Origin of the sequence: Natronomonas pharaonis DSM 2160 (assembly GCF_000026045.1) — an archaeon.
Classification (GTDB): domain Archaea; phylum Halobacteriota; class Halobacteria; order Halobacteriales; family Haloarculaceae; genus Natronomonas; species Natronomonas pharaonis.
Genome location: NC_007426.1, coordinates 2,169,312 through 2,194,390 on the forward strand (window position 1 = coordinate 2,169,312; position 25,079 = coordinate 2,194,390).

29 protein-coding genes, 1 tRNA gene and 1 other RNA gene are annotated in these 25,079 nt (G+C 64.2%); 12 read left to right on the forward strand and 19 right to left on the reverse strand.

From position 1 onward, the window contains the following. The first annotated feature begins 20 nt into the window (after window positions 1–20). Complete coding sequence (locus NP_RS11010; RefSeq protein ID WP_011323937.1) at window positions 21–545, forward strand: metal-dependent hydrolase; 525 nt, start codon at window positions 21–23, stop codon at window positions 543–545. Window positions 546–614: 69 nt separating this feature from the next. Here NP_RS11010 and thrC read toward each other — a convergent pair whose 3' ends face one another. The 3 genes from thrC to NP_RS14630 form a co-directional block, all read right to left on the reverse strand. Beyond that, complete coding sequence (gene thrC / locus NP_RS11015) at window positions 615–1,844, reverse strand: threonine synthase (protein WP_011323938.1); 1,230 nt, start codon at window positions 1,842–1,844, stop codon at window positions 615–617. A gap of 157 nt (window positions 1,845–2,001) precedes the next feature. Then, a complete protein-coding gene (locus NP_RS11020; protein ID WP_011323939.1) occupies window positions 2,002–2,991 on the reverse strand; it encodes a YeiH family protein in 990 nt (329 codons plus the stop codon). Then, window positions 2,985–3,122, reverse strand: a complete 138-nt coding sequence (locus NP_RS14630; protein ID WP_158303765.1) for a hypothetical protein — start codon at window positions 3,120–3,122, stop codon at window positions 2,985–2,987. Before NP_RS14630 ends, NP_RS11020 begins: the two co-directional genes overlap by 7 nt. 117 nt (window positions 3,123–3,239) lie before the next feature. Between NP_RS14630 and NP_RS11025 the strand changes: the two genes are divergently transcribed. Continuing rightward, window positions 3,240–3,464, forward strand: coding sequence for a YgaP family membrane protein (locus tag NP_RS11025; protein WP_011323940.1), 225 nt, complete (start codon window positions 3,240–3,242; stop codon window positions 3,462–3,464). A 45-nt stretch (window positions 3,465–3,509) separates the two neighbouring features. Here NP_RS11025 and NP_RS11030 read toward each other — a convergent pair. Continuing rightward, window positions 3,510–3,584, reverse strand: a tRNA-Arg gene (locus NP_RS11030). 95 nt (window positions 3,585–3,679) lie between these two features. Here NP_RS11030 and NP_RS11035 point away from each other — a divergent pair. Next, the gene (locus tag NP_RS11035; protein ID WP_011323941.1) at window positions 3,680–4,513 is read left to right on the forward strand and encodes a geranylgeranylglycerol-phosphate geranylgeranyltransferase; all 834 of its coding nucleotides are present in this window, start codon (window positions 3,680–3,682) and stop codon (window positions 4,511–4,513) included. Between the two features lie 44 nt (window positions 4,514–4,557). Then, window positions 4,558–4,968, forward strand: coding sequence for a CoA-binding protein (locus NP_RS11040; RefSeq protein ID WP_011323942.1), 411 nt, complete (start codon window positions 4,558–4,560; stop codon window positions 4,966–4,968). Between the two features lie 10 nt (window positions 4,969–4,978). Here the strand turns inward: NP_RS11040 and NP_RS11045 are convergent, their stop codons facing one another. The 7 genes from NP_RS11045 to NP_RS11070 form a co-directional block, all read right to left on the reverse strand. Further along, a complete protein-coding gene (locus tag NP_RS11045) occupies window positions 4,979–5,296 on the reverse strand; it encodes a DUF5798 family protein (RefSeq protein WP_011323943.1) in 318 nt (105 codons plus the stop codon). Window positions 5,297–5,382: 86 nt separating this feature from the next. Further along, window positions 5,383–5,695, reverse strand: an RNA gene (gene ffs / locus NP_RS13235) — signal recognition particle sRNA. Between the two features lie 117 nt (window positions 5,696–5,812). After that, a complete protein-coding gene (locus NP_RS11050) occupies window positions 5,813–6,721 on the reverse strand; it encodes a mechanosensitive ion channel family protein (RefSeq protein ID WP_011323944.1) in 909 nt (302 codons plus the stop codon). Continuing rightward, on the reverse strand, window positions 6,718–6,966 hold the full coding sequence (locus tag NP_RS11055) for a YhbY family RNA-binding protein (protein WP_011323945.1): 249 nt from the start codon (window positions 6,964–6,966) through the stop codon (window positions 6,718–6,720). Before NP_RS11055 ends, NP_RS11050 begins: the two co-directional genes overlap by 4 nt. A 108-nt stretch (window positions 6,967–7,074) precedes the next feature. Beyond that, complete coding sequence (locus NP_RS11060; RefSeq protein WP_011323946.1) at window positions 7,075–7,353, reverse strand: ribonuclease P protein component 4; 279 nt, start codon at window positions 7,351–7,353, stop codon at window positions 7,075–7,077. A 49-nt stretch (window positions 7,354–7,402) separates the two neighbouring features. Next, window positions 7,403–7,732 carry a DUF5811 family protein gene (locus NP_RS11065; protein ID WP_011323947.1) on the reverse strand — a complete coding sequence of 110 codons (330 nt, stop codon included), beginning with the start codon at window positions 7,730–7,732 and terminating at the stop codon, window positions 7,403–7,405. A gap of 64 nt (window positions 7,733–7,796) precedes the next feature. Then, window positions 7,797–8,276, reverse strand: a complete 480-nt coding sequence (locus NP_RS11070) for a pyruvoyl-dependent arginine decarboxylase (RefSeq protein ID WP_011323948.1) — start codon at window positions 8,274–8,276, stop codon at window positions 7,797–7,799. An 89-nt stretch (window positions 8,277–8,365) separates the two neighbouring features. Between NP_RS11070 and NP_RS11075 the strand changes: the two genes are divergently transcribed. Further along, window positions 8,366–9,013, forward strand: a complete 648-nt coding sequence (locus NP_RS11075; RefSeq protein ID WP_148215457.1) for a hypothetical protein — start codon at window positions 8,366–8,368, stop codon at window positions 9,011–9,013. Here the strand turns inward: NP_RS11075 and NP_RS11080 are convergent. Beyond that, a complete protein-coding gene (locus tag NP_RS11080; RefSeq protein ID WP_011323950.1) occupies window positions 9,010–10,068 on the reverse strand; it encodes an aldo/keto reductase in 1,059 nt (352 codons plus the stop codon). The genes NP_RS11075 and NP_RS11080 overlap by 4 nt on opposite strands. A gap of 136 nt (window positions 10,069–10,204) precedes the next feature. Between NP_RS11080 and NP_RS11085 the strand changes: the two genes are divergently transcribed. The 7 genes from NP_RS11085 (at window position 10,205) to hemA (ending at window position 16,700) form a co-directional block, all read left to right on the forward strand. After that, window positions 10,205–11,110, forward strand: coding sequence for an acetyltransferase (locus NP_RS11085; RefSeq protein ID WP_011323951.1), 906 nt, complete (start codon window positions 10,205–10,207; stop codon window positions 11,108–11,110). A 74-nt stretch (window positions 11,111–11,184) separates the two neighbouring features. Beyond that, window positions 11,185–12,243, forward strand: a complete 1,059-nt coding sequence (locus NP_RS11090; RefSeq protein WP_011323952.1) for an NAD(P)-dependent glycerol-1-phosphate dehydrogenase — start codon at window positions 11,185–11,187, stop codon at window positions 12,241–12,243. A 99-nt stretch (window positions 12,244–12,342) separates the two neighbouring features. After that, on the forward strand, window positions 12,343–12,804 hold the full coding sequence (locus NP_RS11095; protein ID WP_011323953.1) for a hypothetical protein: 462 nt from the start codon (window positions 12,343–12,345) through the stop codon (window positions 12,802–12,804). 52 nt (window positions 12,805–12,856) lie between these two features. Beyond that, complete coding sequence (nth, locus tag NP_RS11100; RefSeq protein WP_011323954.1) at window positions 12,857–13,546, forward strand: endonuclease III; 690 nt, start codon at window positions 12,857–12,859, stop codon at window positions 13,544–13,546. An 88-nt stretch (window positions 13,547–13,634) separates the two neighbouring features. After that, the gene (ahbB, locus tag NP_RS11105) at window positions 13,635–14,693 is read left to right on the forward strand and encodes a siroheme decarboxylase subunit beta (RefSeq protein ID WP_011323955.1); all 1,059 of its coding nucleotides are present in this window, start codon (window positions 13,635–13,637) and stop codon (window positions 14,691–14,693) included. 1 nt (window position 14,694) lies between these two features. Beyond that, on the forward strand, window positions 14,695–15,342 hold the full coding sequence (locus tag NP_RS11110; RefSeq protein ID WP_011323956.1) for a precorrin-2 dehydrogenase/sirohydrochlorin ferrochelatase family protein: 648 nt from the start codon (window positions 14,695–14,697) through the stop codon (window positions 15,340–15,342). Next, on the forward strand, window positions 15,339–16,700 hold the full coding sequence (gene hemA / locus NP_RS11115; RefSeq protein WP_011323957.1) for a glutamyl-tRNA reductase: 1,362 nt from the start codon (window positions 15,339–15,341) through the stop codon (window positions 16,698–16,700). The genes NP_RS11110 and hemA overlap by 4 nt, the downstream gene beginning before the upstream one ends. Window positions 16,701–16,786: 86 nt before the next feature. On the opposite strand, the gene NP_RS11120 is transcribed toward hemA, so the two are convergent. From NP_RS11120 to NP_RS11150, 7 genes are all read right to left on the reverse strand, one after another. Beyond that, window positions 16,787–17,932, reverse strand: coding sequence for a CBS domain-containing protein (locus NP_RS11120; RefSeq protein ID WP_011323958.1), 1,146 nt, complete (start codon window positions 17,930–17,932; stop codon window positions 16,787–16,789). Between the two features lie 130 nt (window positions 17,933–18,062). Beyond that, on the reverse strand, window positions 18,063–21,296 hold the full coding sequence (gene carB / locus NP_RS11125) for a carbamoyl-phosphate synthase large subunit (protein WP_011323959.1): 3,234 nt from the start codon (window positions 21,294–21,296) through the stop codon (window positions 18,063–18,065). Between the two features lie 114 nt (window positions 21,297–21,410). Beyond that, the gene (locus tag NP_RS11130; protein ID WP_193763572.1) at window positions 21,411–21,641 is read right to left on the reverse strand and encodes a hypothetical protein; all 231 of its coding nucleotides are present in this window, start codon (window positions 21,639–21,641) and stop codon (window positions 21,411–21,413) included. Between the two features lie 116 nt (window positions 21,642–21,757). Further along, complete coding sequence (locus NP_RS11135) at window positions 21,758–22,291, reverse strand: DUF5815 family protein (RefSeq protein WP_011323961.1); 534 nt, start codon at window positions 22,289–22,291, stop codon at window positions 21,758–21,760. Window positions 22,292–22,339: 48 nt separating this feature from the next. After that, window positions 22,340–23,230, reverse strand: a complete 891-nt coding sequence (locus tag NP_RS11140; RefSeq protein WP_011323962.1) for a hypothetical protein — start codon at window positions 23,228–23,230, stop codon at window positions 22,340–22,342. A gap of 84 nt (window positions 23,231–23,314) precedes the next feature. Further along, complete coding sequence (locus NP_RS11145) at window positions 23,315–23,728, reverse strand: DUF7124 domain-containing protein (RefSeq protein ID WP_011323963.1); 414 nt, start codon at window positions 23,726–23,728, stop codon at window positions 23,315–23,317. Window positions 23,729–23,815: 87 nt separating this feature from the next. Next, entirely contained in the window at window positions 23,816–25,060 is a 1,245-nt protein-coding gene (locus NP_RS11150) for an NAD(P)/FAD-dependent oxidoreductase (RefSeq protein WP_011323964.1), read from the reverse strand. Window positions 25,061–25,079: the final 19 nt, after the last annotated feature.

Sequence of the window (25,079 nt, forward strand, 5' to 3'; positions counted from 1 at the left end):
AGGGACCGCTCACCGAACCGATGCAACCGATTGTCCACCCCGTTGTCGGCTATCTCTGCTATGCGGGGTACGTGCGCGCCAGCGACGGAGAAGCGCCGCAGGGAGAGCTGACGGTCGTTGCCGTGTTCGCTGCGGTGCTTCCGGACCTGATCGACCAGCCGCTGTGGCTCATCGGTGTCACGCCGGTCGGACGCACGGTCGCACACTCGCTTTTTGGCGGCGCCCTGCTTGTCGGGGCTGTCGGTCTACTCGCCCGTCGGCGGGGCCGCACTGATATCGGCGTCGCGTTCGCAATCGGCTATGCGTCGCACATTGCGGCGGACATCCCGTGGCACGTGCTGGCCGGCGACTACCACGAACTCGGGTTCCTGCTGTGGCCGGTGACGGGGATGCCGGCGTACTCGGGGGTAAAATCACTCGGCACGGTCGGTGCAGTCGACATCACGACGCTGTGGCTGGAAGCTATACTGTTCGTCGCTGGCGCGGCGCTTTGGTGGAACGACGGCTGCCCGGGGGTCGAGGTCGTCCGCCGATACGTTGGCTGATGGCCGTATCGCTCACGCATCGTCATCGCTCGCCCTCGGAGTCGATGGCGACCCATCAGCGGACGGGCCTCAAAGGTCCGCGGAATAGCGGTCGGCGACGTCATCTATCGCCGGGGCAATCGTATCGACGTTTCCGCCGGCTCGCATCGCGCTTGCGGCATCCTTCAGCCCGGTCCCGGTGACGACGACCACCACCGATTCACCGGGCTCGATAATTCCGTTCTCGCGTGCGTTCCGCAACCCGGCGACCGGTGTGGCTCCCGCTGGTTCAGCGTAGATGCCTTCGGTTCGCCCCAGCAGCGACTCCGCTTCGAGGATGTCCGTATCGTCGACGAGAACTGCCGTCCCACCGCTTGCTTCGAGCGCCGAACACGCCTTGACAGTGTTCCGCGGGCGACCAACGGAGATGCTGTCGGCGACGGTGTCGGCGACCGCATCGACGTCGTCGAACTCGTGGAACGCGTCGTGGATGGCGCTTGCGCCGTCGGCCTGGACGCCGAGCATCCGCGGCGTCTCCTCGACAAACCCGAGGTCGGCGAACTCGCGGAACCCTTTCCACCCACCGGCTATCGTACAGCCATCACCCATCGCGAACACGAGCCAGTCCGGAACCGCACCCCGTGTTTCTTCGGCCAGCTCGTGGCCGACGGTTCGTTTACCCTCGACCTGAAACGGGTTGACCGCGGCGTTGCGGTTATACCAGCCGAACCGGTCTGTCGCCTCCATGCTGAGGTCGTAGGCCTCGTCGTAGCTTCCCTGCACGCCGAGCACGTCGGCTCCGTACACGAGCGGCTGTGCGAGTTTCTCCTCCGGTGCGTCCTCGGGGACGAATATCCGACAGTCGAAATCCCCGCGAGCGGCGAAGCCAGCGAGCGACGCTGCCGCGTTGCCTGTCGATGCACAGGTGACAACATCAGCATCGAATTCGGCGGCTTTCGTTACCGAGACGGAACTCGCCCGGTCTTTCAACACACCAGTGGGGTTTCGGCCGTCGTCTTTTATGTGAAGGTCCACGTCGAGTTCCGCACCGAGCTGCGGCGCAGAAAGCAGCGGGGTGCCGCCTTCACCGAGTGTCACCGGGTCAGCCTCAGCCTCGACGGGGAGAAACGCTCGATACTTCCACTGGGAGTCGATGGCTCCGTCCAGCGGCTCGTCAAACCGGTCGACGATGATGTCGTAGTCGTATGTGACCTCGAGGATTCCCGTTACTCCGGGATGATTGGGACACGTATAGCGGAGCTGGTTCGGGTCGTATTCCGCACCGCAGCGAACGCACTCAAGCGAATCGACGTGGTCCATACGAACTCCTGCATAGCAGGGAGAAAGAAGTTGCCGTTCCCCGAGCGTCCGCGTGTACTTTCCGCACCGATGCTGTCAGGTCACTGCTGCTGTCACTGCAGTGGGGGCAGTTGTACGCCAACAGCGATGCAGGCCCCGGGGAAACGAAAGCCGGACATCAAAGCACGACGAGCGCAGCTGCCAGCGAAAGCACGCTCACAAGCAGGACCGCAGCGAAGACGATAAGCGCCGGGGTGATGCCGGTCGCACGAAGCTCCGCGGTCCGAATTTGTGTGCCCAAGCCGACAAACGCGAGTAGGAACAGCCAGTCAACGACAGTCGAAATCATATCCTGCTGGGCCGGTGAGAAAGCCCCGAGGCTGGCGAGGCCAACGAGCACCAGAAATCCAAGCACGAACTTCGGAAAGTTTTCCCACAGCATCCGCACCGATGTCGAGCCACCAGCGCCGCGGCGCGCGTAGTAGCTTGCGTAGCCGAGCGCCACGACCCCTATCAGAGCGTTTCGAGCGAGTTTCGTTATCGTCGCCCACTGGCCGGCGACCTCCGAGTGTGCGAAGCCGACCGCGACGACCGGACCGGTAGAGAGCATGCTCACGCCGGCCCAGACGCCGAAGACGACATCGGGAAGGTCGAGCACCGCCCCGACAATCGGATAGACGACGATGGTAACCGCATCAACGAGCAATACGACGCCTGCCGCATACGCGATGTGCATTTCCTTGGCCCGTACTGCACCGCCGACCGCGGCGACTGCGGAAACACCACAGATGCCCGCGCCTGCGGCGAGCAGTGAGCCGAACCGGTCGGTCACGCCGGCGACGTTCCGGGCGAGCACCTCGACGGTGACGAGCGTGAGCGTGACGGCGGCTACGAGCAAAAGGAGAACGGTAGCACCGACTTCGATAATCATCCCCACCGTCAGCGACGACCCCAAGAGCACGATTCCGGCCGCCAGCCAGATGTTGTAGGTTGCTGTTCCGTGGCGGAATCGCTCCGGGATGCCGACGGTGTTTACTAGCACGGCCCCAAGCGCGATTGCGAGAAGTAGCTCGTTGATGCCGATAAGTACCGATAGGCTGCGGGCGAGCAACGCTCCGAGACAGAGCAGCACAAGGCCGGGAACGACCTTCCGACGCCCGGCTACCATGGGGTGTCCACACCGGGAGAGCCGGCAAGGATAATGAACGCTCCGGCAAAGACGTCCGTCCAGTCGTTGGCAGGTCCGAGGTGGTAATCGGCCGTATACCGTAGCGTCCCGGTGAGCCGATTACCGTTCATAGCCCTGTCTATCCGATATAGATGTTTATATATACTGACTTGTATCGTGGCGCGTCCCGATTCGCCTTCTCTTACCTCGTACCGACAGCCCAAGTACCGATGGCACGAAGCCCGACTATGGAACGCAACGTTGGTCCGCTAGATGCCCGGATTCGGGTACTCGTCGGGATTGTTCTGTGCGGGCTTGCGCTTGCCGTTGCCCGTGGTGTCGTCGGGGTCCCGCTCATCTCGTCGCTCGGGCTCGGGATCGCCGGTGTCGTGCTCGTTGTCGAGGGGTCGCTGCGTCGGTGTCTGCTGTACCAGTTGCTGGGGATTAATCGCTGCCCGCGTGAGACAAAATGAACGGTCCACGGCTGTCTGTCAGCCGTTGACCGTTCGGAGAACGAATGGGCGCTGCAGGATTTGAACCCGCGACAGCTTGGTCCGAAGCCAAGTACTCTGTCCAGACTGAGCTAAGCGCCCTCACCACTTCGTATCGGCTACCCCGGCTTAAGTCCCGTGGTTTCCGTCGGCTCGAAGTCGGCGTCCTTATGTCGTCACCACCGGACTGGCGACCCATGGAGCGGGTTCGTGGCCTCGTCGAGCTGCTGCGTCCGGGCAACGCGGTCGCCGCGGGGGGACTGACGTTCATCGGTGCGTTCGTCGCCGGCGGGCTCAGTTCACCTCAGTCGATGGCGTTCGCTGTCGTCGCGACAGTGCTCGCGACGGGGGCTGGAAACGCCATCAATGACTACTTCGACCGGGATATCGATGCCATCAACGAGCCGGACCGACCGATTCCGCGGGGGGCTGTCTCACCTCGCGGGGCGTTGGTCTACAGCGTCGCCCTCTTTGCCGTCGCAGTCGTGCTGACGTTGCTTTTGCCGTGGCTCGCTATCGCCATCGCGGCTATCAACCTCGTCGCGTTGGTTGCCTACACCGAGGTGTTCAAAGGACTGCCCGGCGTCGGGAACGCACTCGTGGCGTATCTGACCGGCAGCACCTTCCTCTACGGTGGGGCTGCGGTCGGCGGTGACCTCGCAGCGGTCGTCGTGCTGTTCGCGCTGGCCGCGTGTGCGACGATGGCCCGGGAAATCGTCAAGGACGTCGAGGACATCGACGGCGACCGGGCGGAAGGATTGCGAACGCTCCCGATAGTCATCGGCGAGCGCCGGTCGCTGTATGTCGCTGCCGGCTTCGTCGTCGTCGCCGTGCTTTCGAGTCCGCTACCCTACCTGCTAGGGCTATTCGGGTGGGTGTATCTCGTGGTGCTTGTGCCGGCGCTTTGCGGGTTGGCCGCTGCGACGTGGCGGTCCTTCAGCGACCCGACGACCGGACAGGCGTGGCTCAAGGCGTCGATGTTCGCGGCGGCGGTCGCGTTTGTTATCGGTCGGCTGGCGGTCGTTGCCTGAGCGGCGTCGGGCGGCTTTTATCCTCGGCCGATGTAGGTGTGTGCATGCCTGTCGAAGACGACGAGACGCTCGAATCGATTCTCCAGCTCGATACCATCGCCGTCGTCGGCTGTTCGGCGACGCCACAGAAGGAAGCCCACCAAGTGCCGAAGTTCCTCGACGAGCGCGGCTACGAAATCATACCAGTCAACCCCTACGCCGACGAAATCCTCGGCCGCGAAGCCTACGATTCGCTTTCGGCGGTCGAAGAGACAGTCGACATCGTCGATGTCTTTCGGCCGAGCGAGGAGGTAAGCGGCATCGTCGACGAGGCCGTTGCACGGGACGACGTTGCAGCCGTGTGGACGCAACTCGGCATCCGTGACGCCGAAGCGGGCGAACGCGTTGCGGCGGCCGGCAAGCAGTACGTCGAAGACAAGTGTCTCAAAGTCGAGTATCAGCGGTTGATGGCGTAGAACGCTCCGGCTATGCGTCGTCGGCGCTCGGAATCGTCTCCGCTGCGTCGTCGGCCGCCTCGCTGTCGCCGTCGGCTGGCTCTGCTTCCTCGATTGCGACCTCAGTGAGCAGCTCGTCGACATCGATGCCCTCCGCCTCGGCGAGGGCTTCGAGTATCGCTTCCTGCTGGTCGAGCCGGTTTTCCAGTGCCGCAACTCGTTGGTTCGTCTCCTGAACCGTTTCCCGGACTTCGAGTATCTGTTCGCGCAGTTCGCCCATCTTGCTGTAGAGCTCCTCGCCCATGTCGGCGACTTTCTGGAGCTTTTTGGTTGCGCCTCCGAGTCCCATGGCGCTGGTTTCGATGGCCGACGTTGTGTGCCTTGCGGTCAGCCGAACGACGGGCCGGCGGCTACGGAGTGTGAAAACGGAATGAATGGTGGACCCGAAGATTGCCTGGGCCGCTCGGTACGGGGATTCCCGCGCGCCTCCTCCACCCCGCGACCCTGCGGGCGACAGCTGTCCGTGGGCCCGCTGCTCACTTCCGTGCCTGACGGATTACCCACGGTTAACCGCGCCCGAGCGTCCCTGCAGACGCCGGACGACGGACCGCTGCCCTCGCAGGACGAGGCTTCCACGTTGGCTTGCGGGGCCCGTACTGGTTGGCCCAGACGTTCCCCGGCTTCGGTCCCCGCTAAAGACCATAGTGCGGGTTTCGAGCGGGGCCTAACCGCCCGACCTAGTCCAGTTCAGCGTAACGGCTTTCCACTTAAGTCTCTTTCGGCGGCAGGCGGCGCGGTGTCGAGAAGAAAGCAACGGAGGGCGGGGAGATGCTGCAGCGACAACCGGGAGACAGCCCGGCGGTCGCTACTGCTCGGCGACCGGACCGTCGGCGACTTCGATACCGCCGGTGAGCGTTCGGTGCGGGTAGGGGATGTCGATGCCCTCCTCGTCGAACCGCTCTTTGACCCGCTTGACGTACTCGCCGCGAATCTTCACGAAGTCGGCCCGCGAGGGGCTTGCTATCCAGATGCGCGACTGGAGGCCAACGTCGGAGTCACCGAGTTCGGTCAGCCGAACGGATGGCTCAGGGGCGTCCATGATACCGTCGTGGGCTCGCGCCTCTTCGAGAATGATGTCGGTCGCCGCATCGATATCGTCGTCGTAGCCGATGCCGAAGACGAACTTCAGGCGGAGCTTGTCGGCATCGACCGGGTTTTTGACAACGTTATCGGTGAGCTGGGAGTTCGGTACCGTCAACAGTTCGTTGTCGAAGGTCCGGACGCGTGTAACGCGCAGACTGATGTCTTCGACGACGCCGGTGTTGTCGTCCCATTCTATCCAGTCGCCGATTTTGAACGGCCGCTCGGTGAAAATGAAGATACCGGCGACGAAGTTCTTGAGGACATCCTGCATCGCAAAGCCGATGGCGAGGGTCGCGGCGGCGGCAATCGTCGCCAGCGACCGCAGGAAGTCGTCGTACCCGGCAACGCCGAAGGCGATGGTGATACCGACGAACAGATAGACGAGCCAGACGAGCTTCCGTATCGGTGTCTTCGCGTGTCTATCGAGGTCTCGGGCGTTCAGTACCCGGTTCAAAAGCGGGAGAATGAACCGCTTGCCGACGACGTACAGAAGGATGAAGGCGATACCGAACAGGGACACGCCGACGATAGTGTCGCCGAACGGTCCGGCGAGTTCCGGCGGGACGCCGACCGTCTCAAGCGTGTCGGCGATAAACCGACCGGCTCCGGTCTGGAGCAGGCCCCCGCTCATCGATGGAAGACGGCCGTATGGCCGCGGGTCTCGACGAGGTCGGCATTGACCCGGTCGGCGAGGTCAGCCGCAAGCTCTTCGGTCGTCGTTCCGCCGCGAGCCGCTCGCAGGAACTTCACTTTGACGAGGTCTCTGTCGGCGAGTTGGTCGGACAGCTCATCGACGACGGCGTCGATACCGGCTTTGCCGACCCGGAGCGTCGCGTCGATGTCGTGGGCTCTCGCCTGCAGGTCTCGGTCGTTCATCTACGTTCTGTAGCGGTGCCGGCATTAAAAAGCTGCCACACTCAGCCGGTCGTCCGGTCGCTCGGAGCGGTTGCTGTAGAGCACACAGTCTATCCGTGTCGAAACCGGTCAGCCGTCGTACGGATACCGCGCATGCTCGCCACAGTCGCAGGTGATGACGAGGTGGCCGTTCCGGGTGCGGACGCGGGCATTCCGGCCGGGGATGAGGTACGCATCACAGCGGTCGCAGGTAAACCGCTTGAACCGCCGCGGCAGCGGCAGCCGGTTGCGCTCTGCGAGCCGTCTGGCGCGCCGCACGTATCGCCGCGCGAGGTCGTCGTCGCCGTCGCTGGCTGCATCGCGAGCCAGTTCGTGTAGCCGTTCGAGACGCTCCTCGGCGACGCTCACGGCGTGGAATTTTCGGGCGGCGAATAAAGGCGTTCTGTAACGGCGGTGGTCAGCCGGCGGTCGGCTTCACGTCACGGCCGGCCCGCTTGGCCTCAAAGACGGCACCAGCAGCCAGTTTCCGTGCGACTGTTTCGGTGTTGTCCTCGGGGTCAAGCCCCGCGGAGACGACGCCGCCGGCCGGCGGCCGAATGGCGATAGTCGCCCGCAGCGAGCCGTCCCCGCCGTCGGCGACTTCGCCGCCGACCACGAACTCATCGGAGAGGAGGTCGCGGGTCGAGGCGGCGACGGAGACGAGTTCGCGACGCAGCGCTCGGCGGTGTTCCGGCGTCGGCTCGGCGTCGGCAGCAGGTGCGCCAGCGTACGGTGTGTTCCCGTGCATCGAGTCCTCTGGACGTAGCAGCGGTAGTAATAAAAACCCGTCGTCGGTTCGCCGTCGCCCGGCGTCACAGCAGCGGGTCGCTGTCCCCGTAGACGGCCAACACGAGCGCCGTCGTGTACCCGTCGGGGTCGGCATCGGCATGTACGACCCGGCGGCCGGTCACATCGCAGTCCCACTCGCGGAGTTCGAGCCCCGCGTCGAGTCCTGCATCGAGCCGCTTTTCGACGGCGTCGGGGTCAGAGCCGGAAACCTCATAGAAGATGCCGGGACCGTCGCTGTCGCGCGCCCAGCCGAGCGCCGCAGCGGCCGACCGGTCTTTCTCGGGCGGGACCGTGGTCCGCCCCTCCACGACGGTCAGCCGCTCGCCGTCCGGACCGAGGTCGGGGGCCGTGCCGGCGACTTCGATGTCGGCGTCTGCGGGCACAACTGACGAGACGGCGACGAGATTGTAGTTGTGGACGTTCGCCGCCGCGAGCGCGGCGTCGTAGGACGCCATCGCTGTCGGAGCGGTTGCGGTCCCCCAGACGATACGGATACGACCCATACGCCGAACTCGACGGCCGAGACATAACCGCGTTACGGAACCGACCGCAACACGCTCACGCCGGTCGGAACGGCCGCTCTGGCTAGCAGATGAGCGACGGGGAAGGGAAGATGACGGGCGACAGGCTTTTTGTCGACTGCGACCCCGGAGCGACTGTGACCATTACCGACCGGCTCGAAGGCGAACGGATTCCGCGGGCCGAACTCGACTTGGCGGTCGCCTGCGACCACTGTGGGGCGGCCATCGAGGCGGGGGCGCACGTGACACTGTATGCGAGCGACACCGACTACGGCCCGACCGACCGTGACGGGACCTTCGATGTTGCCCGAACGTACTGTGCCGGATGCGACCGGCAGTCGATACGGCTTCCCTGCCGTGGGGCCGTCGAAGCCGTCTTCGCAGCGACCGTCGACGATGAGTGGCGACTCGATGGCGTCGAGCTTCGCGACCGGTCGTTGTCGGACGACGGTGTCGAGTGGAAGCCGCCTGCCGTCTGGCGGCGGCTCGTCGGCGTTGACCTCGATGCCTATCTGCAACATCCGAAGACAAACGGGATGACAGCAGCGCCGGAGGATGTCTATGACACGCTCGAACGGCTCGGGGTTGACCTCTCGACGTTCATCGAAGACGGACAGCTACGGCTCGAGGGGTCGGCCGAAAAGGCGGCACAGGAGACAATCGAAGCACACCTCTCTGAGGGTGCGAAAACAGTTCGAGAAACGGTTTCGGGACGTTAGCTACCGGCGGACTCCTTGTCGAGGCCGGCCGATTCGATGTCCTCGCCACCGACCGACGAGCGGAGGGCGTCCATCCCGTCGTCGCCCTCGATACCGAAGTTGTCGGCGTACAGCGATTGGACGCGCTCGTATTCCTCGTCGGAGAGCGGCGGGACATCGCTTGCGGCCGCCCACTCGTCGATGTCGTCACGCGTGCGGAACGTCGGCGTGACCGTGGCGACAGAGTCGTGGAAGAGCAACCACTGGAGGGCTGCCTGCGACATCTCCCGCTCGCCGTCGCGTTCGAGGAACCGGAGCGATTCGATTTTCTCCCACCCCGTCTCGTACCACTCGTCGGGGCGGTAGGCGCGGTGGTCGCCCTCGTCGAGTTCCGTCTCCGGGGTCACCTGCTCGTTCAGCAGGCCGGACGAGTGCGGGACCCGTGGGATGAGACTCGTCGCGGAACCGGTGCGTTCGAGCGTATCGAGAAAGTGGTTGCCGACCTCCTGTTCGAGCATGTTCCAGACGAGCTGGACGGCGTCGAACTCCTCTTCGATGGCGAGGTCGCCCTCAGCGAGCCACCCGATGGATGGGCCAAGCGCCATGCCGATAGCATCGACGCGACCCTCCTCTCGGAGTTCGTCGAGGAACTCCAGGACGTCGGCATCAATCTCGTCGGCGTTAGCGTTGTGGAGCTGGAGCATCTCGACGGAGTCCATGCCGAGGCGGTCCAGCGACTTCTCGAAGGCCTCCTCAAGGTAGTCGCGGTGCATCTCCTTGGGGAGTTCACCGTGACCGGCCTGCGGGTTGTTGTAGAAGTCGTAGCCGATTTTCGTCGCGACGGTCACCTCGTCGCGGACCGGCTCCAGCGCCTTGCCAAGCAGCTGTTCGGAGTCGCCGTGGCCGTAGACGTCACCGGTGTCGAAGTAGGTGATTCCCTGGTCGACGGCGTACCGGACCATGTCGATGGCCTGCTGTTCGGTTCGGTCGCCCCACCAGTCGCTGCCGACAACCCACGCGCCGAAGCCGATTTCGGATACCTCAAGGCCGGATTCACCGAGCGTACGGTAATTCATACACCATAATTTGGTTCTCACCCACTTATCACTCGTGGTTCGACTGTCGTCTGCCGAGAGCCCGCATTATCAGGAGTGCCGTCGCAGCGTGCCACAACAGCAACCCCTAACAACCAGCACACCCTTTTCGACGGGTATGACAAAGCGACACGTCTCGCTGCCGGCGACGGCCGAGGAGGGGCTCGAGGCGTTCCTCGAGACGGTCGACCGTCGGCTGTCCAGCGACGAGGACACGTGTCAGGTCGTCGAGGACGTTCTCGTCGACCTCCACGGCGACAGGGAGGCCTACGAGCGCTGGCAGTCAGGCGACGACGTCTCGCCGGCCGAACGGGTCCGACTGCAGGGGTACGACCCCTGTAACGCGACGCTGGAAAGCGAGTATTACGCCGAGAAAGACGAGGCGGCGTTCGAGGAATCGAAGCATCTCCAGTGGCTCTGGCGGCAGTTCGACGCCACGCCAATGGCCGACAATGTCGAGTTCGCGCTCCGGTTCCGCCGGATGCTGGCCGACCACCTCTTCGAGGAGTGTGGCGATGGCTGCCGGTTTTTCAAGGGGATTACGTTCACCTACGGCCACAACATCTCAATCGGCGACAACGTCGTCGTGCACGACGATGTCCACCTCGACGACCGCGGCGAACTCACCATCGGCGACCGCGTCTCCATCTCCGATGGTGTCCACGTCTACAGCCACGACCACGATATCGTCGACCAGACCGAGGTCGACAACTACCACACCATCATCGAAGACGACGTGCGGCTCACGTTCGACGCGATGGTACGGGCCGGCGTACAGGTCGGCGAAAACGCCGTTGTCGGCGCGCGTGCGGTCGTTCAGTCCGACGTACCGGCCCACCATGTCGTCGTCGGCCAGCCAGCAAAGAGCGTCCGCGTCAAGCCCGGCTGGGAGTCAGTCGCCGAACCGGTCGATGCCGACCACCACGACGGGCGTAGCGACCGAAAACTGCCATACGAACTGCCCGACGGCCTCGAACAGTTCGACGAGTTCCAGCGGGACCTGCAGCCGCCGGACAGACGGTAACGCCACGGGTCCGCCCGGCCGCCGCCCGCGTCGGCAGGGGGAACCGTTTTGTCGCCCCCTGCCGGAGACCCGGTATGTTCGAGAAGTCGACGTGGATTCGCCTCCCGCGAAGCGTCGTCGTCGGCCACGGCGTCCTCGACCGGACGGCCGAGGCCGTCGAGGAACTCTACCTCGACGGTCGGCCGCTCATCGTCACGAGCCCGACACCGGAAGAACTGGCCGTCGACCGACTCCGCGAGCAGTTCGTGTCGGCCGGATTCGACCCCGCAGTCGCGGTTGTCGAGGAAGCGAGCTTCGACGCCGTCGAGCGGGTAATCGAGACCGCCGAACGCGAAACGGCCGGCTTCCTCGTCGGGTTCGGCGGCGGCAAACCCATCGACATCGCGAAGATGGCCGCAGACGAACGGAACTGTGGCTTCATCTCGGTGCCGACCGCCGCCAGCCACGACGGTATCGTCTCGGGGCGCGGCTCGGTCCCCGAGGGCGACACGCGACACTCAGTCGCGGCACATCCGCCGCTTGCAGTCATCGCAGACACCGAACTGATAGCCAACTCGCCGTGGCGGCTGACGACCGCCGGCTGTGCCGATATCATCTCTAACTACACCGCGGTCAAAGACTGGCAGCTCGCACACCGGCTGAAGAACGTCGAATACAGCGAGTATGCGGGGGCGCTCTCACAGATGACCGCCGAGATGCTCGTCGACAATTCGGCGTCAATCAAGCGGGGGCTCGAAGAGTCGGCGTGGATAGTCGTCAAAGCGCTCGTCTCCTCCGGCGTCGCGATGTCGATAGCCGGCTCCTCGCGGCCGGCATCGGGTGCCGAGCACCTCATCTCACATCAGCTCGACCGCATCGCGCCGGAGACGGCACTGCACGGCCATCAGGTCGGCGTCGCCTCTATTGTCACCGAGTATCTCCACAGCGGCGAGGGCGGCGACTGGCGGCGGGTTCGTGACGCGCTGGCCAGCATCGATGCGCCGACAACCGCGGCCGAACTCGGCATTGACGGCGAGCGATTCATCGAGGCGACGACCAGCGCCCACGAGATTCGCGACCGGTATACGATTCTCGGCGACGGCATCGAACGCGAGGCCGCAATCGAGGCCGCTGCGACGACCGGCGTCCTCTGATACGGCCATCGAAACGCTCTATTTGGCGGTCTACGAACCCTCTACAGCAGATATAAAGAATCCCACGGATTTATCCGACTATCGGTCATCCGGACGAACATGAACGGCTCGGGACCGGGGGCGGTATCGCAGTATCTCGATGCACTCTATGCGGAGTACGACCGCTTCGATGTCCAGCAGACAACCGTCGCCGTGACGCCGAGCGAGTTTGACGAGCTAGACGACCACGGATGCCACGTGAGCGTTCGGGTGCACGTCAAAAGCGACGAAAACGGCGTGTTGGTTCGCCGCGATGGCGACGAGTGGACGCTGCCCGGCGGGGAGGTCACGGCCGAGCCACTCGACGCCGCGGCTGCCGACCTCGCGGAGCGGCAAACCGGCGTCGCTTGCGAAGTGCGAACGCTCCGGCAGGTCGCTGTCGTCTGTCTCCAGTGTGAGCCGCGCGACGACGAGGTCTGGGAGCTGTCCGCCGAGTTCGTCGCGGAGCCGGTGGGCGGGACGCCGGCCGACAGGGCGGAGTGGCAGCGCGGCGTCGACCTGGAGCCCATCTCTCCACCGTAGCCGCCCGTCCTGAACCCGACACAGCCAAGGGTAATCAACCGGTGTATCGGGTATGGGTACGCCGCTCGAGCCGCGCGAGTCGCAGGTCGCCGAAGTGCTGGACCGACTCTACGAGGAGTATCCCGAACCGGAGATTTCGCTTCGGTTCTCGAACCGCTTGGAGCTGCTTGTCGCCGTTGTCCTCTCGGCGCAGTGTACCGACGAGCGCGTCAACACGGTCACCGAAACGCTCTTCGAGAAATACGAAACGCCGGAGGAGTACGCCAGCGCCGACAAAGAGGAACTGGCGTCGGACATCGACTCGATAACCTACTACAACAACAAGGCCGGCTATCTCACGTCCGCCTGTGCGGACATCGTCGAGAAACACAACGGTGAGGTTCCGGACACGATGTCGGAACTGACAGACCTGGCCGGCGTCGGCCGCAAGACCGCCAACGTCGTGCTCCAGCACGGCCACGAGGTCGTCGAGGGCATCGTCGTCGACACGCACGTCCAGCGCATCTCCAGACGGCTCGGGATGACGACCGAAAAGCGCCCGGACGCCATCGAAGACGATCTTATCGATATCGTCCCGCAGGATGACTGGAAGGAGTTTACGCATCTGCTCATCAGCCACGGCCGCGAAACCTGTACGGCCCGGAACCCCGATTGTGGGGACTGCATCCTTGAGGATATCTGCCCGTCGTCGAAGCTCGACAACGATATCGACCTCGCTGACGGCAACGGCTGGTCGGATTGAGCCCGTCCCCGAGAGGTACCCCGTTTCCCACTATATCGTGGTTGGAACGAGCGAGGCGCTTATTTCCCCGCCGTCCAACTAGCCGACAATGAGTGAAACCGCCGGGCTGGACCGACTCGACCGCGCCGTCATCAACGCCTACCAAGGCGGCTTTCCGGTCGTCGAATCGCCGTTCGAGCCCGCCGCCGAAGCGCTTGCCGACCATGGGGTCGATGTCACCGCCACGGAGTTGCTGAAACGAGTACAGACCCTCGACGAGGAGGGCGTTCTCACCCGATTCGGGGCGCTCATCAACGCCGCCGAAATCGGCGGCGCAGCGACGCTCGTGGCGATGCACGCGCCGGAAGACCGTTTCGAGGCGGTCGCCGAGCAGGTAAACAGCCACCGCGAGGTCGCCCACAACTACCGACGCGAGCATCCGCATCTGAACATGTGGTTTGTCGTCTCCGTGGCCGACGCCGACGCCGTCGAGCGGGTGCTGGCCGACATCGAAGACGAGACCGGGCAGGAAACCTACAACCTCCCGAAACAACAGGAGTTCCGCGTCGAGGCGAAGTTCCTCGTCGACGGCCCCATCCCGGACGGCGACGTTGACCTGTCCGACCTCGGCCCCGATGCGAGCCCGACCGACCGCGGGACGCTGACGCCCGAAGAACGAGACCTCGTCGTCGAGATACAGGACGGGCTCCCGGTGACTGAGACGCCGTACGCCGATGTCGCGGCCGAACTCGGCGTCGACACCGACTGGGTGCTGCGGACGATACAGCGCTTCAACGAATCGGGGAAGATTCGCCGCGTCGGCGTCATCCCGAACCACTACGCGCTCGGCTACACCGAAAACGGAATGACCGTCTGGAGCGTCCCCGACGAGAAACTCGACGAGGTCGGACCGGAGGTCGCAGGGCTGGATTTCGTCACGCACTGTTATGAGCGGCCGCGCCACGAAGGCGTCTGGCCGTACAACTTCTTCGCGATGACCCACGGCCGAAGCGAAGACGAAAGTAAGCGCCGAATCCAGCAGGTAAAATCGACGATGGAGGAGTACTGGGATGTCGGCGACGACGACTGGGACTCGCTGTTCTCGACGGAAATCCTGAAAAAGACCGGCATCAGACTCGACGAACGAGCAACGGCAAACACTGAGTAGGATGATACCGTTGTACCACGATTTCACCGGCCAGACCGTGCTGGTGTTCGGCGGCGGCAGCGTCGGGGCACGAAAAGCCCGCCGGTTCGCCCGCGAAGCGGACGTTGTCGTCGTCAGTCCGGCGTTCCCCGAAGCGGACTACGGCGGCGCGTCGCTGGTTCGAGCGGCTCCGGAGCCGGAGGCAGTCGACGACTGGTTCGACCGCACCGAACCGGCGCTTGCGGTCGCCGCAACCGACGACGCGGCGGTCAACGAGGCCGTCGCCGAGGCGGCAACGGCCCGCGGGCGGCTCGTCAACCGGACCGACCGGTCCGGCGGCCGCGACCCCGGAAGCGTCGTCGTGCCGGCGACGGTTCGGGACGGCGACGTAACCGTCGCTATCTCGACCGGCGGCCAGAGTCCGGCGCTCGCCAGAGAACTCCGAAAGCGCATCGAGAGTGAAATCGAAGGCGCCGGCGAGTTGGCGACAACAACCGCGTCGCTTCGAGAACAACTCAAAGACCGCGATATTTCGCCGGCAGCGCGGCGACAGGCCGTCCGCGACGTGGTACAATCGCCACAGGTTTGGAAGGATTTAGGTACCGGTGTGTCCAAGCACCGACAGACGGTAGACGCCGTCGTCGAATCGGCGTTGGGTGACACACAGTGACAGTAGAAACCGGAATCGTCGTCGGAGCGAGCGTCTCCCACAGCCACGCTTCCATCGACCAGATAGAAACGGCGGCTGACGGCAGCCAGCAGACAGCCGTCGAGGAACTGTTGTCGAAGGAGGGTGTCTCCGAGGCGTTCGTTCTCCAGACGTGTAATCGGGCGGAGGCGTACGTTGTCGCCAATGACAGCGAGACCGGCACCGCCGCACTCGCCGGCTATCTTGCAGGCGTCGACGACGACGCCATCCGGATGCTCAGCCACAATCAGAGCCTGAAACATCTTATGGCCGTCGCCTGCGGGCTCGAGTCACTCGTCATCGGCGAAGACCAGATTCTCGGGCAGGTCAGAGACGCCTACGAGGACGCCCGTGGTGTCGGCGGCGTCGGGCCAACACTGAACGATGCGGTCCTCAAGGCGCTCCACGTCGGCGAGCGGGCACGGACAGAAACCGCCATCAACGAAGGCGCTGTCTCGCTGGGGTCGGCCGCCGTTCGGTTCGCGGCCGAGCGCCACGGCGTTACTGGTTCGACAGCGCTCGTCGTCGGTGCCGGCGAGATGGCGACATTGGCGGCAAAGGCACTTGACGACCCCGCGAGCCGCGTCATCGTCGCCAACCGAACCAGAGAGCGTGCCGAACGGCTGGCCGAGGAGCTCTCGACGACCGCGTCAGTCGTTGGTGTCGATAGCGTCGACGAGGCGGCCGACGCTGCCGATGTCGTCGTCTCAGCAACCGGCAGCGAGGACTATGTCATCGACACCGCCGACCTCGGCGGCGTCGGCGAAACGTGCGTCCTCGACATCGCCCAGCCGCGGGATGTCGCCCCCGGCGCTGACGGCATCGACGGGGTTGCGGTCTACGACCTCGACACCATCGAGTCGGTCACCGACGAGGCACGCGCAAAGCGACGCGAGGCCGCCGAGACAGTCGAGACTATGATAGACGAGGAGTTCGAGCACCTAATGACACAGTATAAGCGCAAGCGCGCCGACCAGGTCATCGCGGCGATGTACGAGGGCGCCGAGCGAATCAAGGCCCGCGAGCTCCGAACTGCTGTCTCGAAGTTCGAGGCCGAACGTGAGGACGGCCTCTCCGAGCGAGAACACGAAATCGTCGAGTCGATGGCCGACGCCCTGGTCGGTCAACTACTCTCTGCGCCGACCCAGAGTCTTCGTGACGCCGCCGAAGAGGACGATTGGGCGACTATCAACGCCGCGCTCCAGCTTTTCGGACCGGGGCTGGAGCCGGAGCCAACGGAGCTGCCGACCGTTCCCGATGGCCCCGAAGGCGTCCCCGAAGAGCTCCGCGAGCGGATGTCGTCGGGGATGCTCGAACAGTTCTCGACGAACGACGACTAACTTCGGCTGTCGCTTCTGCGATATCTACGTGTCAGTCCGAGTCCGCGGCTACGGCGTCCTCAAAAGGGAAAAGAAAGCGGCGCCGGCTACAGTTCGTTGAGCTTCCGCAGGAGCTGGCCCTTGTACTCCTCGTCAGCGCGGATGCCCTTTAGTTCGAGGACGTTCCGTTCAAGCTTGTCGACAGCGACGCGGAAGGCCGTTTTCGAACCGTAGCCCTCGCCGGAGCCGGCGATCTGCCCGCGGTTCGTCCGGAGCCGAATCTGGCAGTAGATGAGCGGCGTCCCGCGCATCCGCTCTTTGTGTTCCGTAAAGCGGACGTGGGCGTGGTGGACCTGCATGTCCTTGTACTTGTCAGCGACTTCGGTAATGGACTCGCGGACGGCCTCGCGGCTGATACCGTCGAGCAGGCCGATATTCGTAATCTGGACGTCCATGCTTTCCTCTTCGGTGTAGGTCAGCGCACGGAGGACGTCCGTCTTCGTGAGGATGCCGGCGACGAACTCGTCGTTGTCATCGGGAGTGACCACGAGACCACCGAAGTCGTTTTCGAACATCCGCTCGACGGCGTCGCGGACCGACGCCTCGGCCGATATCGTCTGGACAGGGCTGTTCATCGCGTCGTAGACCGGCAAATCGAGCATTCGCTCGGTGTCGCCGCGGCGGTCGCCGGTCCGCTGGCGGTCCATCTTCCGGACGGCGAAATCGGCGATATCGTGGGTTGTAATTATCCCGGTCAGCTTGCCGTTGTCGTTGACGACTGGCAGCCGCGAGATGGCGTTCTCGCGGAGGTGGTTGATGGCCTTGCCGAGCGTGTCGTCCTCGCGGAGCGTGACGACTTCCTCGGTGTGAATCTGGTCGACGGTGAGCACGTCAAGGTTGTCGAGAACCGCGTTGAGAATTGCGTTGTCGGTGATGACCCCCCACAGGTCGCCGTGCTCGAAGACGGGAGCGACCTTGGTGTCGCCCTCGACGAGCATCCGCGCGACTTCGCGGACGCCGTCTTCGCGGTTGACCTGCGGAACGTTGCTCCGGGTCAGCACGTTCGCCTTCGCGTCGTCCTCGACGTGGGACTGCAGCAGTTGGCGCTCGGTGATGATTCCCTCGTAGTCGCCGTCGTTGGTGACGACGATGCCTTTGGGGTTGTCCTGCTCGAAAACCGACCGTACCTTGCCGAGTCGCTCGTCGGCGTCCACCTGGGCGTAATCCTTGGTGGCGATGTCTGCGATGTTCATCTCTCCGCGAAGGTTAGCCGCCGTGGTTCTTGAAAGTACCTCAACGGAGACGGCCGAAACCGGGAAAACGAGGCGTGTCAGCGCCTGCCACGACAGGGTGGCGAGGCAGTAGTTCGGGGTGCTGTGTCGGTCAGTAGCCCCACTTGCGCTGCTCTGTGGGTCGCTCGGAGAGTGCCATCACGTCAAGCGGCTCGTCTTTCGTCTCGATGGCCTCGATGGTGGCGCGCGAGCTCGGCACCGTCGAGAGGTAGGCGATTTCCTCTTCGACGGCGACCTCCAGCGTGTCGCGGTCACGGGAGAAGATGATATCGATATCGCCGTCGCGGAGCGCACCGGTGAGGTCGTCGTAGTCGTCGGGCGTCGTGACCTCGTAGTGACGTTCCGCACCCTCGCGGATGTCGGTGATATCTTCGTCCTGCTGGGACATGCCGCCCAGCGTTTCGAGGTCGACGAGTGCGGTGCCCGCAGTCGGCAGCGGCGTGCCGGTCGCCGACTGGGCCTTCTGGTAGGCCTTGCCGAGCGAGCGGGCCGTCCCCATGACCTCGCCGGTCGATTTCATCTCCGGGCCGAGTCGTGGGTCGCTGCCGGGGAGGCGGTCGAACGGCAGCACGACCTCCTTGACGGAGACGTGCTCGGGAATCTGCTCTTCGGCTGCAAGCTCCTCGAGCGACTGGCCGGCCATGACTTTCGCCGCCAGCTTCGCGATCGGAACGCCGGTCGCCTTCGAGACGAACGGGACCGTCCGTGAGGAACGTGGGTTCGCCTCGAGGACGAACACTTCGCCGTCACGGACAGCAAGCTGGACGTTCAGCAGACCGACCGTATCGAGCCCGCGGGCGATATCAAGCGTAACCTCGCGGACGCGTTCGAGGACGTCCTGCGAGAGCGACCGCGGCGGAATCATACACGCCGAGTCGCCGGAGTGGACACCGGCGGCCTCGACGTGCTCCATGATGCCGCCGATGATGACGTCCTCGCCGTCGGAGACCGCATCGACATCGAGTTCGACGGCATCGGCGAGGAAGTCGTCGACGAGAATCGGCTTGTCGGGGGAGACGCGGACGGCTTCCTCGATGTACTCTTCGAGTTCCGCGTCGGAATACACAACGTCCATTGCGCGGCCGCCCAGCACGTAGGAGGGACGCACAAGCACCGGGTACCCGATGTCGTGGGCCAAATCGAGCGCCTCCGCTTTGCTGGTGGCGGTGCCGCCCTCCGGCTGGCTGATTCCGAGTTCGTCCATCAGGGCGTTGAACCGGTCGCGGTCCTCCGCCAGATCCATCGCCTCGACGGACGTGCCCATGATGTCACAGTCCAGTCCACGGCGTTCGAGTTCGTCTTCCAGCGGTTCGCCGACGTTGACCGACGTCTGACCGCCGAACTGGACCATCACGCCATCGGCGTCGGTCTCCTCGATGATGTCGGCGACCTCTTCGGCCGTAATCGGCTCGAAAAAGAGGCCGTCGGAGGTGTCGTAGTCCGTCGAGACGGTCTCGGGGTTGTTGTTGACGACGTGTGCGTCGATGCCCTCCTCGCGGAGCGCGCGGACGGCGTGGACCGCACAGTAGTCGAACTCGACGCCTTGCCCGATACGGATGGGACCGCCCCCGACGACAACGACGCTTTCGGCCTCGCGGTCGACCTGGACCTCGCTTGCGCCCTGCCCCGTCGGTGGCTCGCGCGCGGAGTAGTAGTACGGGGTCGAGGCACGGAACTCGCCGGCACAGGTGTCGACCTGCTTGAATGTCCGGTCGGAGGTCTCGGTGTCGACATCGTCGATGGTGACGCCCGCGCCGTCCGTCTCGACCTGCTGGCCGTCTTCCTCGTCGGCCTCGCGGACCTCCGAGGGAATCCAAGAGGCGTGGGTGTCGTTGAACTCGCCGCCGGCGATAGCGGTGATTTCCTGGTTTGTAAAGCCCTTGTCGGCGGCCGCTTGGAAGTCGCCGTCCTGTGCGGCGTCGGCAGCCTCGGCGATGCGACCGAACCGTTCGAGATACCAGTCGTAGATACCAGTCAGGTCGTGAATCTCGTCGACGGTGTAGCCGCGGTCGAAGGCCTCGAAGATCGCGTAGGGGCGGTCGGGCGTCGGGGTCTCCAGATAGTCGGCCGCAAGCTCGTCGTCGTCGACCTCACTCCAGTCGACGGCGGGGTCGTACTCCGAGGAGCGAAGCGCCTTCAGAAGCGACTCCTCGAAGGTCCGACCGATTGACATCGCCTCCCCGGTTGATTTCATCGCCGGGCCGAGCTCGAACTCGACATCGGAGAACTTGTCCTTCGGCCATCGCGGGACCTTGGTGACGACGTAGTCGATTGCGGGCTCGAAGGCAGCGGTCGTCTCGCCGGTGATTTCGTTTTCGATTTCGTGGAGGCGCTTGCCCATTGCGACCTTTGCGGTCACACGAGCGATGGGGTAGCCGGTCGCCTTGGAAGCCAGCGCGGAGGACCGCGAGACGCGTGGGTTGACCTCGACGACCCGGTATTCACCCGACGGCGTGCCGTCGTCGCGCCACGCGTGCTGGATGTTACAGCCGCCCTCGATGCCGAGTTCGCGGATGACTTTCAGCGCCGAATTGCGCATCTCTTGGTGGGCCTCATCAGGGATAACCTGCGAGGGTGTAACGACCGTCGACTCGCCGGTGTGGATACCCATCGGGTCGATGTTCTCCATGTTACAGATGATGATACAGGAGTCGTCGGCGTCCCGCATCACTTCGTATTCGAGTTCGACCCAGCCGGCGATGGATTCGGTAATCTGGACCTCGTGGTTCCGGGAAAGCTGGAAGCCCTTGCGGGCGATTTCGCGGAGCTCTTCCATGTCGTCGACGACGCCGGAGCCGGAGCCACCGAGCGTGTAGGCGGTGCGGGCGATGACCGGAAGGCCGCCGACCGATTCGACGGCGTCTTCGACTTCGTCCATCGAGGAGATGGTCTCCGAGCGACAGACCGGCTCGCCGATGTCCTTCATCCGCTCGCGGAAGAGGTCGCGGTCCTCGGTCGCATAAATCGTATCGAGCGGCGTCCCCATAATCTCGACGCCGTGCTCGTCGAGAACGCCCTCCTCGGCGAGTTCGGCGGTGACGTTTAGCCCTGTCTGGCCGCCCAGCCCCGCGATGACGCCGTCTGGGTCCTCTTTCCGGATGACCTCGGCGATGGCATCGGTCGTGATCGGCTCGACGTAGACCTTGTCAGCCATCTCCGGGTCGGTCATGATGGTTGCCGGATTGGAGTTGACGAGGACGACCCGGGCGCCCTCCTCCTGGAGCGCGCGGCACGCTTGTGCCCCGGAGTAGTCGAATTCGGCTGCCTGTCCGATCTGTATCGGTCCGCTGCCGATAAGTAGGATAGTGCGGTCCTCGTCTGGCATTACTCGACCGGAGTTCGCACATCGTAATAAGCCCGGCGAAAGGGTGCGGATTTCGTAACTCGAATACGAATTTCGAACCGGCAGCGGCCTTGGCGACGTCGTCGCCGCCCGCGCTCACCTGGCTTCCTCTCCGAGCCGGTACCGGTAGGGCTGGCCGTCGACGACTTCGATAGGGCCAGCGTCAGCCTCCCGCCCGAGCACCGTTGCGACGCGGTGGGCGCTGTCGAACGATTCGCCGTGCTCGTCGAGCAAATCGAGTATCTCGCGCGCTGTCAACGGCTCGTCGGGGTCAGCCTCCGCTAGTACCGTTCGGATTCGCTCGAACTCCCCCCGGCGTATGCGCATGGTCGTACGTATGGCACCAACTACCATAATTTCCCGTCAGACGCATGTCATACACCACGGCGGAGAACCCGGTGACGGGTCCGGGTGCCGTTCCGGGCGGTGTCAGACGCTGTCGACTACGCCGGGCGGTCGGCCTCGGTTTCGAACTCCCGCTCGCGGCGGTACTCCTCGACGAACGTCTCGACATCGAACGCCGATAGCTGTTGCTGGAACTCCGCGGCCGTCTCGTCGTCAGCGTGGCCGACCGCGTGGTCCATCAGTTCGACGAGCAGTTCGACGACGATTTCGTGCAGGCGGCGGGCGTCGAAGTCAGTCACCCACAGCAGCGCGTAGCCGACGACACCGTCGTCGGCACAGTCGGCGACGGCAACCCGGTCGGGAAACTCCTCTAACACCATTCCCATCACGTGTGCCATTCCGAACGTCGGAAAGTCGTCGTCGGTCTCGATTGTCGCTTCGAGGACGTCGACGGTCTCCTCGGGGACGAACCGCGAGACGGGATGGACATCGACAACGACAGCGTGGGTCTCACCGCAGTCACACGACAGCTCGCGGAGGCCCATGTCGACGTCGTGGGGGTGTATCGACTCCCCACAGGGGAGTTCGAGCCGGTCTGTGCCGTCGTCGCCGGGGACACGCGGCGTTGGCATTGCTTCGAACAGGGACGGAAACGGGTTAAAAACAGCGTTCGGAGACGGCTACCGTGAGAGGTCGTCCGGGCCGAGCGCGGCGTCGTAGGGGTCGTCTTCGATATCGTCAGTCGTCTCGTCTACGTCAGCGTCGCTGGCATCGTCGTCGTTTATTTGGACGTACGCACGAGTCACGACGGCGGTCCCGAAGGCGGCGAGCAGACCACCGACGATGGCGGCTGCGACCGCGCCCGCGGGCGTTGAGACGACACCGACAGCGGTGGAGGATATCTCTTCAAGCCGCGAAACAAGGACAACAATGAATCCGATGAGGAACACCTCAATGCGGTGGCCCTTGGTGATTCGCCAGGAGTCGGCCATCGCCTGCACGAAGTTCTTGTCATTGAGGGCAATTTCCTGCCGGAGGAAGTAGAACAGCACGGCGAGGATGATACCCGGAATAATGATGAAGACGAGCCCGACGATAATCAGTCCCCAGACGACGATACCGCCGATGAAGCCGTTCAGCGTCGCCAGCAGGATGTTGTCGGTGACGAGGTCGCTCGTAACCTCATCGGAGCTATCGGTCGCGAAGACGCGGACCGCGATGAGACGCGCCGCCTCGTGAACCAGCGCGAGCACGAGCAGTCCGCCAGCGGCGGCACCAACAGGGAGGCCGAGCGCCAGCGGGGCCGTGTCACGGAACTCCTCGGCGGCGGCCTCTAGTTCGGCCGTCATTTCTTCGAACTCCGCTTCGCTCATGCCGGCCTCCTGCATCTCCTCGGCCGATAGCTCCTGAACGAAGTCCAACATTGCCTCCGCGATGCCAACAGTCAGCGTCTGGAACAGCACGGTCGTGAGGAGGGCGATGCCCGCGAACACGGCAGCGAGCGTCAGCCCGTTCTTTTCGACCGTTCGGGATGCACCCTCACGGAGGGCCTGACCGATATCGAGACTCATGTGTTCGATTCGCGGCCCCCATCCCCTTAAGAATAGTCGAATCGGACAGCGACAGAAGCGCCGGCCGTCGGACGAATGGGTCCGTTATGGCCAGTCGTCGCGGCGCTCCGGCTCCGGCTCCGATTCGGGTTCGTCTTCGGCGAGTGTCCAGCCGGCCGCCTCGGCGGCCTCGGTTATCGGCAGGTACTCCCAGTCGACTGACTCGGCAAGCGCTTCGTCGTCTTCGTCAGTACCGACGAAAACGTGCCGTTCGGTCTGGAACTGAGATTCGACGTTCTCGAGGCTCTCCTCACGGCCCCGGGGGCCCGAGAAGAAGTCCTGTCGGATGCGGTTTTTCCGCGTGAAGTTCGTCACGACGTAGGTCGGTTTTTCCGAGATAACACCGACGTACTCGCTCCACGAGCGGGCGTCGGAAAACACCGCTTCCGGGTCCTCGAGTTCTTTGAGTGCTTCCAGCTCGAACGCGAGCGTCATGTCTGATGAGCCGCCGCCGTTCATACTCTTGGGGGACGCCCGGGGCGGAGAAAACACTTTGGAAACAGCCGTCGTGCGTCGCCGTCAGCGTGGCGACGGCGGACGGAACGGTCAGTCGGCGGTCGCAGCGCCTTCGAAGGCTTCGATGTCGACGCCCTCCTCCAAGAGGAGGTCCGTCTGGTCCGAGACATCGATTTGCTTGCGGGCGAGCTTTTTCAGCACCGACTGCGCCGAGAGGTCGCCGATGAGAACGCCGCCGATGACGCGGCCGTCCTTGAGGGCGACGCGCCGCCACGTTTCGTCGTCGTATTTCTTCTCGACTGTCTCGTCGCCGCGGGTCGGATGGCCAAACGAGAGGAACGGGAAATCAAAGTGGGTAATCGAATACGACGACACCCACTCGAAGGTGGCCTCGGGACCGTCGGCGACCATGTTCTGGCCGGCGATGTTGCCCTGTTCCTTGGCCGACCCCCACGCGCCGTTCTGGGCGCGGTCCCCGACGATGACATCGTGGAACTGCGTGATGTCGCCGGCGGCGTAGACGTCATCGACGTTCGTCCGCATGTGCTCGTCGGTGACGATACCGTTGTCCGTCTCGATTCCCGTTCCTTGCAGGAACTCGGTGTTGAAATTGAGGCCGATGGCGACGCCGGCAAACTCCGCCTCGAAGCGGTCGCCGTTGGGGTCGACCGCGGCGGTGACGCGGCCGTCGTCGTCGGTTTCGAAGTGGTCGACACCGGAGTCGAAGACGGGCGTGACGCCCATCTCTTCGAGGGCGTCGTGGATGATTTCCGCGCCGTCCTGTGAGAGCGCATAGCGCCACCACGCTTCGCCCCGCATGAGATAGTGAGCGTCGAGACCCTGTGCCCCACAGATGGCCGCGAGGTCGATGCCGAGCAGGCCGGCACCGACAACGACGCCCGAGTCAGCGCTCTCGGCGTTTTCCTTGATAGCGCGAGCGTCCTCGAAGGTCCAGAAGTGGTTGACCCCTTCGGCGTCGCTGTTGTCGACGGGCAGCTGCGTCGGCGTACCGCCGGTCGCTACGAGGAGCTTATCGTAGGCGACCGTCTCGCCGTCATGGGTATAAACCTCGTGGGCATCAACGTCGACGCCCGTGACGACGGTGTTCAGCCGCAGGTCGATGTCTCGCTCCTCGTACCACTCCGGTTCGTGGATGGACACCGGAGCCTCCGGGAGCTTCCCCTTGGCGAACTCCTTGATGAGAATGCGATTGTACAGGGCCTCCCCCTCCTCCGTGATGACGGTAATATCGGCGTCCGGGTCTTCCTCCCGGATTGTCTCGGCCGCCGAAGAACCGGCAATGCCGTCACCGATGATTACGTGCGACGCACACATGCCCGGGCGTACGATACCC